Source organism: Corynebacterium stationis, assembly GCF_001941345.1.
GTDB lineage: Bacteria > Actinomycetota > Actinomycetes > Mycobacteriales > Mycobacteriaceae > Corynebacterium > Corynebacterium stationis.
Window position 1 is genome coordinate 644,896 of record NZ_CP009251.1, and the last position, 15,021, is coordinate 659,916.

Below are 15,021 nucleotides of genomic sequence, written 5' to 3' on the forward strand. Positions count from 1 at the left end.
CCAGTGTGCTTGTCGATGCACGTATGCTTGACGCATGGATAGTCGCACTGACACTTTGGATCTCGAAAGAATTCGCGCCGAGGTTGTCGATACAGGTTTGTATCCGGTAATCGAGCACGCGGCGCAAACCGGCTCGACCAATACTGATTTAATGCAGGCGGAAACCGTGGCGCACGGCCAAGTGCTGCTTGCCGATGAACAGGTATCGGGCAAGGGCCGCTTGGGCCGCGTGTGGTCCGCGCCAGCGCGGACACAAACTATTCAGTCAGTAGCATTGCTGCCTACTTCTTTAGAGCACTTAGGTCTTTTGCCCCTCGCTGCGGGCTTGGCCGTGACCGATATCGTCGACGGCGCACGTTTGAAGTGGCCGAATGATGTGCACATCGACGGCAAAAAGCTGTGCGGAATTTTAAGCGAGGCCGGACCGGTCGGCGGGGCATCAAGCGCTGCGCAAGGCAGTGCCTTCGGTACTTCTGCTGCGGGCAGTGGACCTGCCGCGCGGGTGATTTTGGGTATGGGGCTCAATGTGTCCTTAACCAAGGAACAGTTGCCGATAGACAACGCCACCTCCTTGGCACTGGAAGGACTGGAAACCGATCGCACGGAGCTTACGATTTCTTTGCTGCGCGCATTGCACACGCGCCTTGCGCAGTGGGAGCGCAATGACCCGCAGATGATGCAGGATTACAGGAAAGTATCTGCATCGATAGGAATGAATGTGCGACTTGAAGCACCAGGCGGCAACATCTACGGAGAAGTTTTAGGTGTGGCCGATGACGGGAGAATCAACGTCGGTGGCGAATACTACTCCGCAGGCGATGTGATTCATCTTCGCCCTGATAACCGCTAACTAGTAAGATAAACGCCCATGAGCATAGTAAAAATGGGACGCGGTGAGGTCAAGCATGTCGACGTCACCGCGCCCTATCGTGCTTTGCTGTGGCCAGTACTGGAATTAATCCTGATTACCGGCATCTGCTGGATCGCCATTGGCTGGTTAGACGTCCAAGTCAACAACCAAGGATTAGATGTCGCTTTGCGCAATGCCGTGGTGGCGCTATGGGCAGGGCTTTCGCTGTGGCGCTTTGTGTTGCCGGTGACGCGACTGCGCCGCAAGCGTTTTATCATCACCAACCAGCGCGTCATCGCTCGCGCCCCGACTCTGCAAGGTCAAACGGATTCCATTCCTTTGCACGATATCGTCGGCGTGCGCCGTCGCCGTGGCGGAATCTCTTTAGCCATCCGCGGCTATGACCGCGCGATCCATTTCCCGGATGTGCCGAAAACGAAGCGCATCGAAAAGCTGCTCAATCAGCAACTGTCTGAACTCGCCTCTCCCATCTGGCGATAGTGAGGGCTTACGGGGGAGGATACAGAGCCGAACACGGCTTTTTAGAGCCTTGCCGCTATTATGAAACGCGTGAGTGAACAAGCAGGAAACCCAGACGGAAACCCTCAAGCACATGTTCCCGGCATGCCGGTTATCGCCGTTATTGGTGATGGCCAGCTAGCTCGCATGATGCAAACCGCCGCCATTGAGCTCGGCCAATCGCTGCGCCTTCTTGCCGGCGCACGCGATGCCTCTGCGGCACAAGTATGCGCGGATGTAGTGCTTGGTGATTACACCAACTACGACGACTTGCTCAAAGCCGTCGACGGTGCCACCGCTGTCACTTTTGACCATGAGCACGTGCCTAATGAGCACCTCACCGCGTTGATCGATGCAGGCTATAACGTGCAGCCACAACCTGCTGCGCTGATTAACGCCCAAGACAAATTGGTTATGCGCGAGCGCCTCGCCGAGCTGGGCGCACCCGTGCCGCGCTTTGCGCCGATTGAATCTGCCCAAGATGCGTACGATTTTTGGACCTTGACGTCCGGGCAGGTCTGCCTGAAGGCGCGCCGGGGTGGCTACGACGGCAAAGGCGTGTGGTTTCCGAATAATGAATCTGAGCTGACTGCTTTGGTCTCTGACCTTTCGCGCCGCGGCGTGGCCTTGATGGCTGAAGAGAAGGTTGCGCTGGTCCGCGAGCTTTCCGTGCTGGTCGCGCGGACTCCCTCGGGCGAGGTTGCTACTTGGCCGCTGACTGAGTCTGTGCAGCGCAACGGTGTGTGCGCTGAAGCTGTCGCGCCAGCCCCAGGAGTTGACCCGCAGCTGCAGCAACGCGCTGAGACACTGGGTGAAAAGATTGCCACCGAGTTGGGTGTAACTGGTATGCTCGCGGTAGAGCTTTTTGCATTTGCGAATGAGTCCGGTGCGGAAGATATCGCGGTTAATGAACTGGCAATGCGCCCGCACAATACCGGCCACTGGACCCAAGATGGTTCTGTGACCTCCCAATTTGAGCAGCACCTGCGCGCGGTGATGGATGAGCCACTGGGGGATACGTCCACGCTTGCCCCAGTCACCGTGATGGCCAACGTCTTAGGCGCTGACGAAGACCCAAGGATGCCAATGGGCGAGCGTGCCCGAGAAGTGGCGCGCCGCTTCCCGCGAGCCAAAATCCATCTCTACGGCAAGGGGCATCGCCCAGGCCGTAAGATTGGCCACGTGAACCTCACCGGTGAGGACGTAGAGGCAACCCGTCGCGATGCGCGCTTGGCTGCGGATTTCCTCGTGAACGCCGCGTGGTCTGATAACTGGTCCGCTAAATAGCAAGATGTATCAAGATATATAAGGAAAGAAATGACTGCACCGCTAGTTGGGCTCATCATGGGCTCTGATTCTGATTGGCCAACCGTTGAACCAGCAGCTGAGGTTCTCGCCGAATTCGGTGTTCCTTTTGAGGTGGGCGTGGTCTCTGCGCACCGCACGCCGGAAAAGATGCTGGATTACGCCAAGCAAGCCCACACTCGCGGCATCAAGGTGATTGTTGCTTGTGCCGGTGGGGCAGCGCACCTACCAGGCATGGTGGCTGCAGCAACTCCTTTGCCAGTTATTGGTATTCCACGTGCCTTGAAAGATTTGGACGGTCTGGACTCTTTGCTGTCTATCGTGCAGATGCCAGCTGGGGTTCCGGTTGCGACCGTGTCTATTGGCGGCGCTAAGAATGCTGGCTTGCTCGCCATCCGTACCCTGGGCGTGCAGTACTCAGAATTGGTTGAACGCATGGCCGAGTACCAAGAAAATATGGCCAAGGAAGTTGAGCAAAAAGACGCCAATCTTCGCGCCAAGCTCATGGGGGACTAGACCTTAGCGTCATGCACCAGGCCGATCCCATCGTGGTACTAGGTTCCCGGGTGACCAATGGTCAGCCCGGGGCCTTATTGGTGTCGCGTTTAAATAAAACGCTGAAGCTTGCAGCAACCATGCCGGATTCCGCAGTTATTGTCTCCGGCTGTGGGGAAGCAGCCGCGATGGCCAGATATCTCATTGCGCATGGGCTGGAGCCTGCGCGCATCGTGCAAGAACCAGCGGCTACTAGCACCAATGAAAATTTAGAGAATTGCTTCGCGGTCGTTGAAAACGCCACGGCGCTACACGTTGTCACCAATGAATTTCATAGTTTGCGCACGCGGCTGTGGGCATGGCATTTGAACATTCCCATTAAAATGCACGTCGCGCTGACGCCGGTAAAGCACCGACTGCGCAACTACTCGCGTGAAATACTTGCCACCCCGCATTCTGCTGCGCGCATTGCGTGGCGCAAAATTCGCGCGCGCTTTTAAGAGCTTGTGAATATTCTTCTCAGCAAACTTCGCAAAATACTGACCCCAAACTAGTGTGCGGAATCATAATCGAATTTGCCACCGCGCTGTTTCACACTACAATTTCGTTCAAGCCACAGAACGCTAAACCACCCACCATTCCGGTTTAGCGCTGCACGATGTCCCCACCCAGAGGACAGAGGCCATTTTTATTGGCTTTGGTGAATTTTTAAGAAGCAGAAATCTTTAGTTATCTGGGAGCAATCACTATGTCTGAAAAAGACGATGCCTTACAAGCATCCATGACCACGAAAGAACGTGCGCGTGAGGACCGTTCTGCGGCAATTGCAGTGACTGCTTTCCCCGTGTTTATTTTGCTCGGAACTGTACTCGCCTGGATTTTCCCGGCACCGTTTCTACCGTTAAGTGATTACATCAATCAATTTTTGATGGTGATCATGTTCGGCATGGGATTGACCCTAACAATCCCGGACTTCAAAGAAATTGCGCGACGTCCGCTGCCAATTTTGATTGGCGTTATTGCGCAGTTCGTCATCATGCCGCTAACCGCAGTCTTCGTAGCCAAGGTACTGGGACTTAACCCTATGCTGACCGTTGGCCTGCTCATGCTTGGTTCGGTTCCCGGCGGTACTTCGTCGAATGTGATTACCTACCTGGCGCGCGGCGATGTCGCCCTATCTGTTGCGATGACCTCAGTGTCTACCTTGGTATCTCCAATCATGACGCCAATATTGATGCTGCTTCTCGCAGGTGCACAAACCGATGTTGATGGTGCCGGAATGGCATTGAGCCTCGTCCAAACCGTCTTGGTTCCAGTCATCGGTGGCTTGGTCTTGCGCTACCTGCTAGACCGCTGGATCGGCTACATTGCGCCAGTTCTGCCATGGATTTCTATCGTCGGTATTGGCGGCGTGGTTTTCCCGACCGTGGCTAATAACGTGGACCTGCTGGTTCAAATGGGCGTTATCGTCTTCGCAGCGGTGCTCCTGCACAATGTGCTCGGCTACACCTTGGGTTTCTTTACCGGCAAGGCGCTGAAAATGCCAGCTTCTTACAATCGCACCATGGCTGTTGAGATCGGCACGCAATCTGCGGGTCTAGCCTCTGGTATGTCTGCGAAGTTCTTTGCTCCAGAAGCTGCCCTGCCTGGTGCGTGTGCTGCGGTGCTGCACAACATTACTGGCGCAGTCTTTTCAGCAATCGCACGCAGGTTCCCAACTGAGGATGAAGTTTCAGTTGCAGCGCCTGACGATGCCAAGGCAACCGCACCTGTAAAGGCCTAGCCCACAAGCCTCTTCTGATCTTCCTATCACTCACTTAGCTCCGAAGCATTTCCCAATAATGCTTCGGAGCTTCTTTTCGTTGTGCCCGTTAACGCCATTCCGGGATCTACGGGGAAAGGGATCGCCGAATTGGCTAACTAGCCTGGTTGACTAGTTAGCTTTTGCTAGCTGTGGGGATCGCCCTGGTTTTAGATGAGGTTCATCGCTCCCATGCTGCTCACGTGGTGGGTGTTGCCCACAAGCTTTCCGCCTGGGGTGTGCAGGCGGACTTTGCCGCGGTGGCGGCGCATCCTGCCGCGGCTCGGCTTCCCTTTTCCTCGCTTATTTTTTCTTTTCTGTGACCCGGGATTAGCCGGGTCACCGTCGTCGTTGACGCCGTTGTGGTACTTACACAGCATCGTCAGGTTCGAGGGTTTGGTGTGTCCGCCGTGTTTGTGGGCGTCGATGTGGTGAACTTGGCATCTATCGGCAGGTACGGTGCAGTCTGGCCAAGGACAGACGAGGTTCTCTGCCATGGCGAGAGTGCGAAGTTTGTCTGATGCGAATCGGGCTTCGTACAAGTTCACCGGTCCGGCGGTGGGGTGGAAGAGCCCGACGTAGAGTTTGTCACCGAGGGAGCCTTCCATTGCGGCGTTGATGAACTCGGCGCCGGTCATGGTCGTGCCATCGGATAAAGCGACGATGACTTCGTCGCCTTTGCCGCAGGAGACTTTCGCGTAATCCTCGAGACCAATGGCAATCACGGTGCGGTATTCCGGCTTGATTATCCCAGTGCCGGTGCCCTCGACTAAGTCCCAGAAGGGCGTGAGCAACGCTTCAGAGCGTGGTTGGTCCTCATCGTGCTTGATGCCAGCATCAAGCGTCTTTTCTAAATCAGTAATACGGCGTTGGGTATCGGTAATACTAATGGTGCGAAGGCCGTCGATGACTCGGCCGAGACGCACCCCGGGTTTCTTTTTGGTGTCGCCGCCTTCTTCCATGACACGTTTCTTGGCGTAGGCTTCGACTTCTTCGAAGGTGCCTTCGTAAGCGATAAGTTCAGCGCGGAGTTTCCATGCGGCGCCGCGGGTGTTGAGTTTCTTGGCGTGTTTGTTGACCATTTCTAAGTATTCGAGGCTTAATTGCCTTGCTTCAGCAAGAGCTACTGAATCGCGCTGCACCTTGGGAGAATCAGCAGGACCAAAGAAAACTGTGGCTAGCCGGGTGTATTTTCGCGCCGTGTTCAGTGGCATCAGGTCACCGGCGAGGTCGTGTGGGGAGCACTCGTAAACGTCGCGGAGGATGGGTATTCCGCTGGTGTAGAAGAGTTTTATTATTTGTTGTCCGTTCATAACTTCGACACTAAAAGCCGCCGCAAGCCCGCGCTAGTGCAAGCTTGAAAATCTGTGGATAACTACGTTGACGCGTCACGCAACTGGCAAAGCTATCCACAGGCGGGCGCGAAGAGGCCGAATCACACCATATTTTTGTTGATGTTGACACATCCCCCGCGTGGGGGTGTAGTAGTTCACAATATATTCAAATTATTCTATGGTTAACACTGTGTGAACCTGCAGCTAGTGGACCTAATTAGTGCTTGCTCTTTCTTTTCGCCTCCTGATCGGAGGTATTTATTAGCGGAATTACGTCAAAATTCCGCCAGAAGTACGGCATATTAATTCCAATGTGGATCCCACAAGGCCCCTCTAATTGGACCCCTGTCAAGGAGAAAATTTAAAATGACTTCTTCCCGCCGACGGGCAAAATTTCTTGCCCCAGCTTTTGCACTAATGACCGGCCTTGCGCTTACCGCTTGCGCGAGCACTGGTGAGGACTCCGGCTCCAATGACGCGAGCGGTGACTCTGGCGCAGAGTCTTCATCCGGCGCCCTCGTGGTTGGTACCACCGATAAAATCACGCGCCTTGACCCCGCTGCCTCCTATGACAACGGCACCTCCCAGGTAGCGCGTCAGGTCTATGGCTACCTCATGGAATCTGAACCGGGTTCTGAGGACCCAACCCCTGTGCCATCGCTAGCTGAGAGCGGCGAATTCACCTCACCTGGTGAATTTACGGTGAAGCTCAAAGAAGGTCTGACCTTTGCCAACGGCAATGAACTTACCTCTTCGGATGTGAAGTTCTCCTTCGACCGCCAGATCGCGATTGATGACCCGAACGGCCCAGCATCATTGCTCGGCAACTTGGAATCGGTGGATACTCCAGACGATCTGACCGTGGTCTTTAACCTCAAGCAAGAAAATGACCAGACCTGGGTAGGCGTTCTGAACTCGCCAGCTGGTCCGATTGTGGATGAAGAAGTATTTTCTGCAGACTCCGTTCTGGATAACCAAGAAGTAGTAGATGCGGAGCCATTTGCAGGGCAGTACACGATTTCTAACTTCTCCGAAAATGAGCTCATTAGCTACACCCCGGTTGATACCTACCAAGGTGTTCTGGGGGAAGCGCAAAATGACGGCATTGACGTTCGCTACTATGCGGACGCTTCCAATATGAAGCTCGATATTGAACAAAATAATATCGATGCCGCCTACCGTTCACTATCTGCAACCGATATTGAAGACCTCCGCAACGCAGATGGCGTGCAGGTCATCGACGGCCCCGGCGGCGAAATCCGCTACATCGTCTTCAACTTCAACACCCAGCCATTCGGTGCAACAACCGAAGAAGCTGATGAAGACAAGGCACGCGCCGTACGCCAGGCAGTCGCCGCATCGATTGACCGCGCAGCGATTGCGAAGGATATCTACCGCGATACCTTCGCGCCGCTGTACTCTGCAATCCCTGATGCGATGATTGGTGCCACCGAGCCGGTCAAGGACATGTACCTCACCTCCGATGGTGGTCCAGACGTCGATAAGGCAAAGCAGATTCTGGAAGACGCCGGTATTACTGAAACAGTCAACCTGGCGTTGCAGTACAACCCGGACCACTATGGGCCATCGTCAGGCGATGAATATGCGATGATCCGCTCCCAGCTTGAGGACACCGGTCTTTTTACCGTTGACCTGCAATCCACTGAGTGGGTGCAATACCAAAAAGACCGCGTCCAGGATGTCTACCCGCTGTACCAGTTGGGCTGGTTCCCAGACTTCTCTGATCCAGACACCTTCCTGACCCCATTTTTCACTAAGGACAACTTCCTTGGAAACCACTTTGACAACGACGAGGCAGATGCCTTGATTCGTCAGCAGGCAGTGACCGAAGACCAAGCAGAGCGTGAAGAACTACTGGGTCAAGCTCAGGAAATGATGGCTGAAGAACTCTCTACCGTGCCATTGCTGCAGGGACGCCAGTTCGCATTCGCGGCAGAGGGCGTAGAAGGCGTTGTCCTCGATGCTTCTTACCTGTTCCGCTACGGCTCTTTGTCGAAGTAAGCACGTCCTACTCCCCGGCGCAGTCCCTTAAAGCGAAAGAAAAGTAGAGCTATGACAATCGCAGCCCCCGAAGTGGTTGCGGAAGAGCAAGAAACGGATAAGGCACGTGGTGGCGGTTTTTTGCGCTACGTCCTTATCCGTTTCTTGTTGATCTTCCCCACAATTTTCATCCTCGTCACCACGGTCTTTTTCCTCATGCGTTCCACCGGTGACCCAATTACAGCGGCTCTAGGCGGTAGGCTTTCCGCCGCGGACCTAGAACGCCGCATTGTCGATGCCGGCTACGATCGCCCACTTTTGGTGCAATACTTTGAGTACCTGGGCGAAATCGTCCGCGGCGACTTTGGAACTACCTTTACCGATGGCCGCGAAGTAACCGCCATCTTGACTCAATATGGTGCGGCCACATTTGAACTGGTGCTTTATGCACTCATCGTGGCGCTAATCATTGGTATTCCTTTGGGTATGATTGCCGCGCGCTTTCGTGACCGTTGGCCCGACGGTATCCTGCGGGTCTTTACCATCCTGGCTTATGCCACGCCGGTATTCTTTGTCGGCTTGCTGCTGAAGCTGATCTTCTCCGTGCAGCTGGGCTGGTTTCCCATCTCCGGGCGGGTGTCGACTTCCGGCGCGAGCACTTTGAACCGAATTACAAATCCCACACCGTTTTATTTGCTTGACGCCATTCGGCTTGGCGATGTCGACGTGATCATTGATTGCCTACGTCACGCCGCCCTGCCGGCGTTGGCCTTAGGACTGTTAATTGGTGGCGTGTTCTTACGTCTGGTGCGCACCAACTTGATTGGCACCTTAGAGCGTCAGTACATCGAATCCGCTAGGTCTCGGGGTGTTAAAGAATCCCGCTTGGTGACTACCCATGCGCTGCGCCCGGCACTTATCCCGGTGATCACGGTGATGGGTATGCAGATTGCTTTGTCCTTGGGTGGGGCAGTGCTGACCGAGACCACCTTTGAGTGGAACGGCCTAGGTTTTGTGCTGGTCCAATACATGCAGGCTCGTGATTTTGTCGCGGTGCAAGGCATCGTGATGCTCATGGCTGTCATCGTGGCAGTTACTAACTTCATTGTTGACATCATCGCCGCGCTCATCGACCCGAGGGTGAGGTTCTAAGAAACCATGGCTACTAATCAACCTTCTTCACAGGCGCCCTGGAAGCGCTTGCCGATTATCAAAGACGTCATCCGTTCAGCTGGTCTGCAGCGCGCAATGCTGATTGCTGGTTTGATCATCACCATTGGGTTTTTGATCACCGCGCTTTTCGCACCGTTGATTGCTCCGTATACGTGGGCGCAAACCTCGGCGGAATTCGGATCTTTTGGCACCCAACAGCCACCGTCTTCCACCAATATCTGGGGAACCACGGTGTCTGGATTCGATGTCTTTTCCCGCGTTATTTGGGGAACCCGCACGGCCGTGGCAGTCATCGTTGCTGCGGTGGCAGCGTCGATGATTCTAGGTGTGCTCTTGGGGCTGGTCTCGGGCTATATCGGAGGCTGGCTCGACCGCATTTTGGTCATGATCGCTGATGCGGTTTATGCATTTCCCTCCCTGCTTTTGGCCATCGTCATGTCCATTGCACTGACCGGTGGCCGGTCCAGCGCAATCGGTGGTATTGCGGCGGCAGCACTATCAATCACGGTGGTGTTTATTCCGCAGTACTTCCGCGTTGTGCGCGCCGAAACCGTGCGGCTGAAGGCAGAGCCTTTTGTCGAATCAGCGCTTGTGGTCGGTGCCTCGCACTGGCGAGTAATGATTGTGCACATCTTCAAAAACGCCACGCGCACCCTGCCGCTGATTTTCACACTCAATGCTGCTGAAGCGGTGCTAACGCTCGCAGGCTTGGGCTTTATCGGCTTCGGTATTGAGCCCACCTCTGCTGCGGAATGGGGCTATGACCTGAACCGTTCAATCTCCGATGTCACCTCTGGCATTTGGTGGACTTCCATTTTCCCAGGCTCGGCCATAGTCCTGGCAGTTCTGGGCGTGACGCTGGTGGGGGAATCGCTCAATGACTTAAACGACCCACGTCTGCGCATTCGCCGCAAGCGCAAAAAGACCCACGGTTCCCGATTCGATAGCGACAACGGCGAGAGCGTCCACGAGGTGAAAAATGTCTAACCCACAAGCAGCTGACCGCTCCATTAACCGCGTCAGCATCGAGAATCTCAACGTCGGATTCGACACCGATGGCGGATTCGTGCACGCCGTGCGCGGGGTCAACCTGGACGTCGGGCAAGGCGAAATTGTTGCGCTCGTCGGCGAATCTGGCTCCGGCAAAACCGTCACCGCGCGCTCCATCTTGTCACTAGTGGGCGATACTGCACACTCGGAAGGCATCGTCTTGGTCGAAGGCCAAGACGTGCTGGCTAAAACCGGGCAAGAACTACGCAAAATGCGCGGAAGCGATGTCTCCATGGTCTTTCAAGAACCGTCGAGCTCTCTCAATCCCGTCTTTCCTATTTGGTGGCAGATGGCCGAAGGATTGCGCGCGCATAATCCAAAGATTAAGCGCAAAGAAATCCGCCAGCGGTGCATTAAAGCTCTGACCGCCGTAGGCATTCCGGATCCGGAAAAGCGCATCGACCGCTACCCACATGAATTTTCAGGTGGGCAAAAGCAACGCATCATGATCGCGATGGCGCTAGAACTGGGGGCGAAAACCATCGTGGCCGATGAACCAACCACGGCTTTGGATGTCACCGTGCAAGCAGAAATCCTGCAGCTGCTGCGAAATCTGCGTGATGAATATGGAACCTCCATCGTCATCATTACCCACAACATGGGTGTGGTTGCTGATCTCGCTGATTCCGTGGCCGTGATGTACGAGGGCCGCATCATTGAACGCGCACCCGTCCGTGAACTTTTCGCGAATCCGCAGCAAGACTACACCCGCAAATTGCTCGCTGCGGTACCGCACTTGGGCGAGAAATCTTTGACCGGAAATTACACCGCCGAAGATTTCCGCGAACTAGATTCGCGCGAAGTCATCGTGGAAGCCAAAGGCCTGGAAATTACTTACCCGGGACGCTTAGGCGCACCAGCCTTTAAGGCCGTCAAGGAAATAGATTTAACCATCCGACAAGGTGAGGTTTATGGTCTGGTGGGAGAGTCCGGCTCCGGTAAGACCACCATCGGCCGCGCCATGGTGGGGCTAGAAAAGGCCACCGGCGGATCGCTGAAAGTACTCGGCCAAGAGATGCGCGGGGTGAAAGGAAAAAGCGTGCGGGAGTTGCGCAAGCGCGTGGGCTTTATTTTCCAAGACCCCGCGACGTCCTTTAATCCTTATTTCACTATCGAGCAGTGCATTGCGGAACCTTTGCTGATCAACCGGCCAGAGATCTCTGCCTCGCAGCGTCGCGACCGGGTAAAAGAATTGCTCGAAGCGGTGGAACTGCCGGCGGCTTTTGCCGGACGCTATCCGCATGAGCTTTCCGGCGGTCAGCGTCAACGCGTATCGCTGGCGAGGGGATTGGTGCTCAATCCCGAGCTGGTAATTGCCGATGAGCCAACGTCAGCGCTGGACGTCTCGGTCCAAGCGGTGGTCTTGGAGCTTTTCCAGTCGCTGCAAAAAGAGTTTGGCTTCGCCGCGCTGTTTATCTCCCACGATCTGGCAGTTATTGACATGGTCTCGCATACCGTGGGTGTCTTGTACCACGGCGAGCTGGTGGAATCTGGCCGCGGCGTTGATGTTATGCGCACGCCACAAGATGAGTACACCAAGAAGTTGGTGGCATCCCTGCCAGTGCCCGATCCAGTGGAGCAAAAGAATCGCCGTGAGCTTCTAGCATCGCTGCGTAACGATGCTTCCTAGGACTCAACACTTTCCACGGCATTCGATGCGGCTTTCTTTAAAGCCTTATCGATGCCGTGTTTGAGTGTTGGACGGGAATGCTTCAAGGGGTGGGCAATAGCGCGCAGCCCCATATATGCAATCTGATCAGCGGCCTGGTTAAGCGGATCGCCGGCGTGGCCGAGCACTCTGCGAATTTCTACTTCGCAATGGCCGTGGAGGTTTTTCCAAGCTTGATCAAAGCGCGAGCGTGACGCTGGGCTCAGCCCGCGCCACCTGCGCGCCCGCGGATTTCTTCTGCGCGAGTTCTGCTCGCGCGAATTCCGTGAGCCATTTCGGCGGGTATCTGATTTCTCGCCGGAGAGAATATAGTCCACGGCCTCTAGTGCGGCGACGGAATCTGATTCAATGATTGCCTGTTGGGCACCAATTTTGTGCAGGTACTTCAGAGCCAAGGTAAGGGATTCTAATTCCAGCTCATCGGTGGAAGCTCTAGATTCTTGAGTGTGCAGTTGATAGTCGCCGGTGCTGGCAACAAAACACATGGCTCCTTTATAAACGGTATCGGAGGAGGCATCGGTAGCAATGCGCACCAGTTCATCCTCAGCAACTTGGGCTTTGGCCTGCGAAAACTGGGGCCACCAAAAAGCTGGGGTAGTGGGTACCGGAGTGGACTGAATATTCTCAGGGCGCTCACCGGTTCTTTTCGCCTCGCGCAAAGCAGCGTGGTCGTCTTTCTTACGCTGCATGGCGGCGCGTTTACCGGCGCGGTTCTTCTCCGAAAAACTTCCAGTGACCAGGTAACCACGGTCTTCTAGAACGGCGCGCAATAAAGTCTGTCGCCGGCCAGTAACAATCCAGGCTTGTCCGGGAAGATTTTTTAAAGCGTTTTTCAACTCCGCGATGGTGCGTTCTACAACATCACCTTTGGTAGTGCGGCCTCGGCGGACAAAGCGGGCGCGCTTGGAATCAACCGCGATGACCCAGCCTTCGATCTTTTGATCTTTTGCGGATTTCCACGGCTGGTCCCACAAAGCAATGGCGACGTGGATGGGGCGACGAACCATATCGTCGGTGACCTGGCGCGTTTTATAGGTGCGCGATTGCGTACCAAGCAGCGCTTCTAGGTCAAGACGTGGATCGGACATACCCACTAGTAAACCGCATCCTTGCGTACTAAGCACATCGTGGCGCGTGTAAACGCATACGGCATACCACTTGACGCTGAAGTTGTGGGTTTCCACCCCCGGGGACTAACCCTGTGAAACTCACCCCCGAAACCTCACCCTTCCCGTTCAATGGAAGTAGGCAAGTGCAGGTCACGACAATTTTCTACCAAAATCCAAGTACGCTCAGCGCACTTTAATGAAAGGAGTAGCCGAACCACTAGTGTGATGTGTATTAACCCCGGCCATATCGTGACGCCCGTAACCCCATCCGCACGACGTGGTCAGCAAGGATAAATTCTCAGGAGGATTTTGCGATGTCAGAACCAGTGACACCTTTGACCAACGTTGGAGTCGGTGACGTGTGGGCACCCCGTGCATTCCCGGAATACCGCACCACGATTAAGCGCAACCCAGGCAATGACCTCATCATGGTCAATGAGCGCCTCGGCGAAATCACCGGCCCAGTATTCGGTGAACAGGACTTGGGTGGTCTCGATAATGACATGACTTTGGTCAACGGTGGCGAAGCCGTCGGCCAGCGCATCTTGGTCCATGGCAAGGTCACCGGCTGGGATAATAAGCCCATCCCCAATACCTTGATCGAGGTATGGCAGGCGAATGCTGCTGGACGCTACCGCCACAAGAACGACTCCTGGCCAGCACCTTTGGACCCACACTTTAATGGTGTCGCCCGTTGCTTGACTGATGCTGAAGGTAACTACAGCTTCTATACCATCAAGCCTGGTGCCTACCCATGGGGCAACCACCACAATGCATGGCGCCCAGCGCACATCCACTTCTCGCTGTACGGTCGCCAGTTCGGTGAGCGCCTGGTCACTCAGATGTACTTCCCGGATGATCCAATGTTCTTCCAAGACCCAATCTTTAACTCGGTGCCAAAGGGCGAGCGTGAGCGCATGATCTCCGTCTTCGACTATGACCAGACCCGCGAAAACTGGGCACTGGGCTACAAGTTCGACATCGTCTTGCGCGGCAAGAACTCCACCCCGTTTGAATAAGCCGACCCAGATTTAAAAGGAGCAGAAAATGCGTATTGATAAATCTCCGAACGGTGAGTTCCGTTACGGCGAACCAGTTGTTGCAGACCAGGATGAAGCCGAATTCGGCGTGACTCCATCCCAGACCGTGGGCCCTTATGTGCACATCGGTCTGATCCGTGAAGGATCCGAGATCATCGCTGAGGGCGAAGATACCGTCGAAATCACCGTGACCACCATTGATGGTGATGGAAACGCGATTGCAGACTCGATGATCGAATTCTGGCAGCCTAATGCCGAGGGGGTATTCAACTCTGAATATGACCCACGTGCAGAAAATGTCAGCGCCGAGGGCTTTCGCGGTCTAGGTCGTGCTTTTGCCGATGAGACCGGTACCTCGACCTTGCGCACCATCATCCCGGGCCAGTTGGATGTCATCGAAGGCTATAGCCCAGCACAGCAGGTAGAAGCACCGCACATCAAGGTTGGGGTCTTTGCCCGCGGCATGCTGGAGTGCTTGTACACGCGTTTGTACTTCCCAGAATTTGCTGAGGCAAATGCGCAAGATCCTGTCTTGCAGCTTGTCGATGAAGCACGTCGCGACCTGCTCATCGCGCAGAAGACCGAGAAGGGCTACCACTTTGATATCTACGTCCAGCACGTAGATCCGGCACAGGAAACCCCTTTCTTCGACATCGTGGCCGAGAACTAGGCCCG

14 protein-coding genes are annotated in these 15,021 nt (G+C 55.0%); 12 read left to right on the forward strand and 2 right to left on the reverse strand.

What is annotated here, in order from left to right:
• The first annotated feature begins 34 nt into the window (after positions 1-34).
• From CSTAT_RS03170 to CSTAT_RS03195, 6 genes are all read left to right on the forward strand, one after another.
• On the forward strand, positions 35-850 hold the full coding sequence (locus tag CSTAT_RS03170) for a biotin--[acetyl-CoA-carboxylase] ligase (RefSeq protein ID WP_075722440.1): 816 nt from the start codon (positions 35-37) through the stop codon (positions 848-850).
• An 18-nt stretch (positions 851-868) separates the two neighbouring features.
• Positions 869-1,351: a hypothetical protein gene (locus tag CSTAT_RS03175; RefSeq protein ID WP_066792596.1), complete on the forward strand. Its 483-nt coding sequence runs from the start codon at positions 869-871 to the stop codon at positions 1,349-1,351.
• Positions 1,352-1,411: 60 nt separating this feature from the next.
• Positions 1,412-2,656, forward strand: a complete 1,245-nt coding sequence (locus CSTAT_RS03180; protein ID WP_075722441.1) for a 5-(carboxyamino)imidazole ribonucleotide synthase — start codon at positions 1,412-1,414, stop codon at positions 2,654-2,656.
• A gap of 30 nt (positions 2,657-2,686) precedes the next feature.
• Positions 2,687-3,190, forward strand: coding sequence for a 5-(carboxyamino)imidazole ribonucleotide mutase (gene purE, locus CSTAT_RS03185; protein ID WP_066840352.1), 504 nt, complete (start codon positions 2,687-2,689; stop codon positions 3,188-3,190).
• Positions 3,191-3,201: 11 nt separating this feature from the next.
• Positions 3,202-3,669 (forward strand): YdcF family protein, encoded by a 468-nt coding sequence (locus CSTAT_RS03190; protein ID WP_075722442.1) that lies wholly within the window; start codon positions 3,202-3,204, stop codon positions 3,667-3,669.
• A gap of 248 nt (positions 3,670-3,917) precedes the next feature.
• On the forward strand, positions 3,918-4,952 hold the full coding sequence (locus tag CSTAT_RS03195; RefSeq protein WP_156845087.1) for a bile acid:sodium symporter family protein: 1,035 nt from the start codon (positions 3,918-3,920) through the stop codon (positions 4,950-4,952).
• Positions 4,953-5,140: 188 nt separating this feature from the next.
• Here CSTAT_RS03195 and CSTAT_RS03200 read toward each other — a convergent pair whose 3' ends face one another.
• Positions 5,141-6,283: an HNH endonuclease gene (locus CSTAT_RS03200; protein WP_075722443.1), complete on the reverse strand. Its 1,143-nt coding sequence runs from the start codon at positions 6,281-6,283 to the stop codon at positions 5,141-5,143.
• 387 nt (positions 6,284-6,670) lie between these two features.
• Between CSTAT_RS03200 and CSTAT_RS03205 the strand changes: the two genes are divergently transcribed.
• Genes CSTAT_RS03205 through CSTAT_RS03220 form a run of 4 tightly spaced genes read left to right on the forward strand, consistent with a single transcriptional unit; the run spans position 6,671 to position 12,158 of the window.
• Positions 6,671-8,326: an ABC transporter substrate-binding protein gene (locus CSTAT_RS03205; protein ID WP_075722444.1), complete on the forward strand. Its 1,656-nt coding sequence runs from the start codon at positions 6,671-6,673 to the stop codon at positions 8,324-8,326.
• 51 nt (positions 8,327-8,377) lie between these two features.
• Positions 8,378-9,457, forward strand: coding sequence for an ABC transporter permease (locus CSTAT_RS03210; RefSeq protein ID WP_075722445.1), 1,080 nt, complete (start codon positions 8,378-8,380; stop codon positions 9,455-9,457).
• A gap of 6 nt (positions 9,458-9,463) precedes the next feature.
• Positions 9,464-10,465, forward strand: coding sequence for an ABC transporter permease (locus tag CSTAT_RS03215; protein ID WP_075722446.1), 1,002 nt, complete (start codon positions 9,464-9,466; stop codon positions 10,463-10,465).
• Entirely contained in the window at positions 10,458-12,158 is a 1,701-nt protein-coding gene (locus CSTAT_RS03220) for a dipeptide ABC transporter ATP-binding protein (protein WP_075722447.1), read from the forward strand. The genes CSTAT_RS03215 and CSTAT_RS03220 overlap by 8 nt, the downstream gene beginning before the upstream one ends.
• Here CSTAT_RS03220 and CSTAT_RS03225 read toward each other — a convergent pair.
• Complete coding sequence (locus CSTAT_RS03225) at positions 12,155-13,285, reverse strand: RNase H family protein (RefSeq protein ID WP_075722448.1); 1,131 nt, start codon at positions 13,283-13,285, stop codon at positions 12,155-12,157. The two genes, CSTAT_RS03220 and CSTAT_RS03225, sit on opposite strands and share 4 nt — an antisense overlap.
• A 335-nt stretch (positions 13,286-13,620) precedes the next feature.
• Here CSTAT_RS03225 and pcaH point away from each other — a divergent pair, with 335 nt between their 5' ends.
• Together pcaH and pcaG are read left to right on the forward strand one after the other, a co-directional pair.
• Positions 13,621-14,325 carry a protocatechuate 3,4-dioxygenase subunit beta gene (pcaH, locus tag CSTAT_RS03230; RefSeq protein ID WP_066792615.1) on the forward strand — a complete coding sequence of 235 codons (705 nt, stop codon included), beginning with the start codon at positions 13,621-13,623 and terminating at the stop codon, positions 14,323-14,325.
• Between the two features lie 28 nt (positions 14,326-14,353).
• Positions 14,354-15,016, forward strand: a complete 663-nt coding sequence (gene pcaG / locus CSTAT_RS03235; protein WP_075722449.1) for a protocatechuate 3,4-dioxygenase subunit alpha — start codon at positions 14,354-14,356, stop codon at positions 15,014-15,016.
• Positions 15,017-15,021 lie beyond the last annotated feature (5 nt).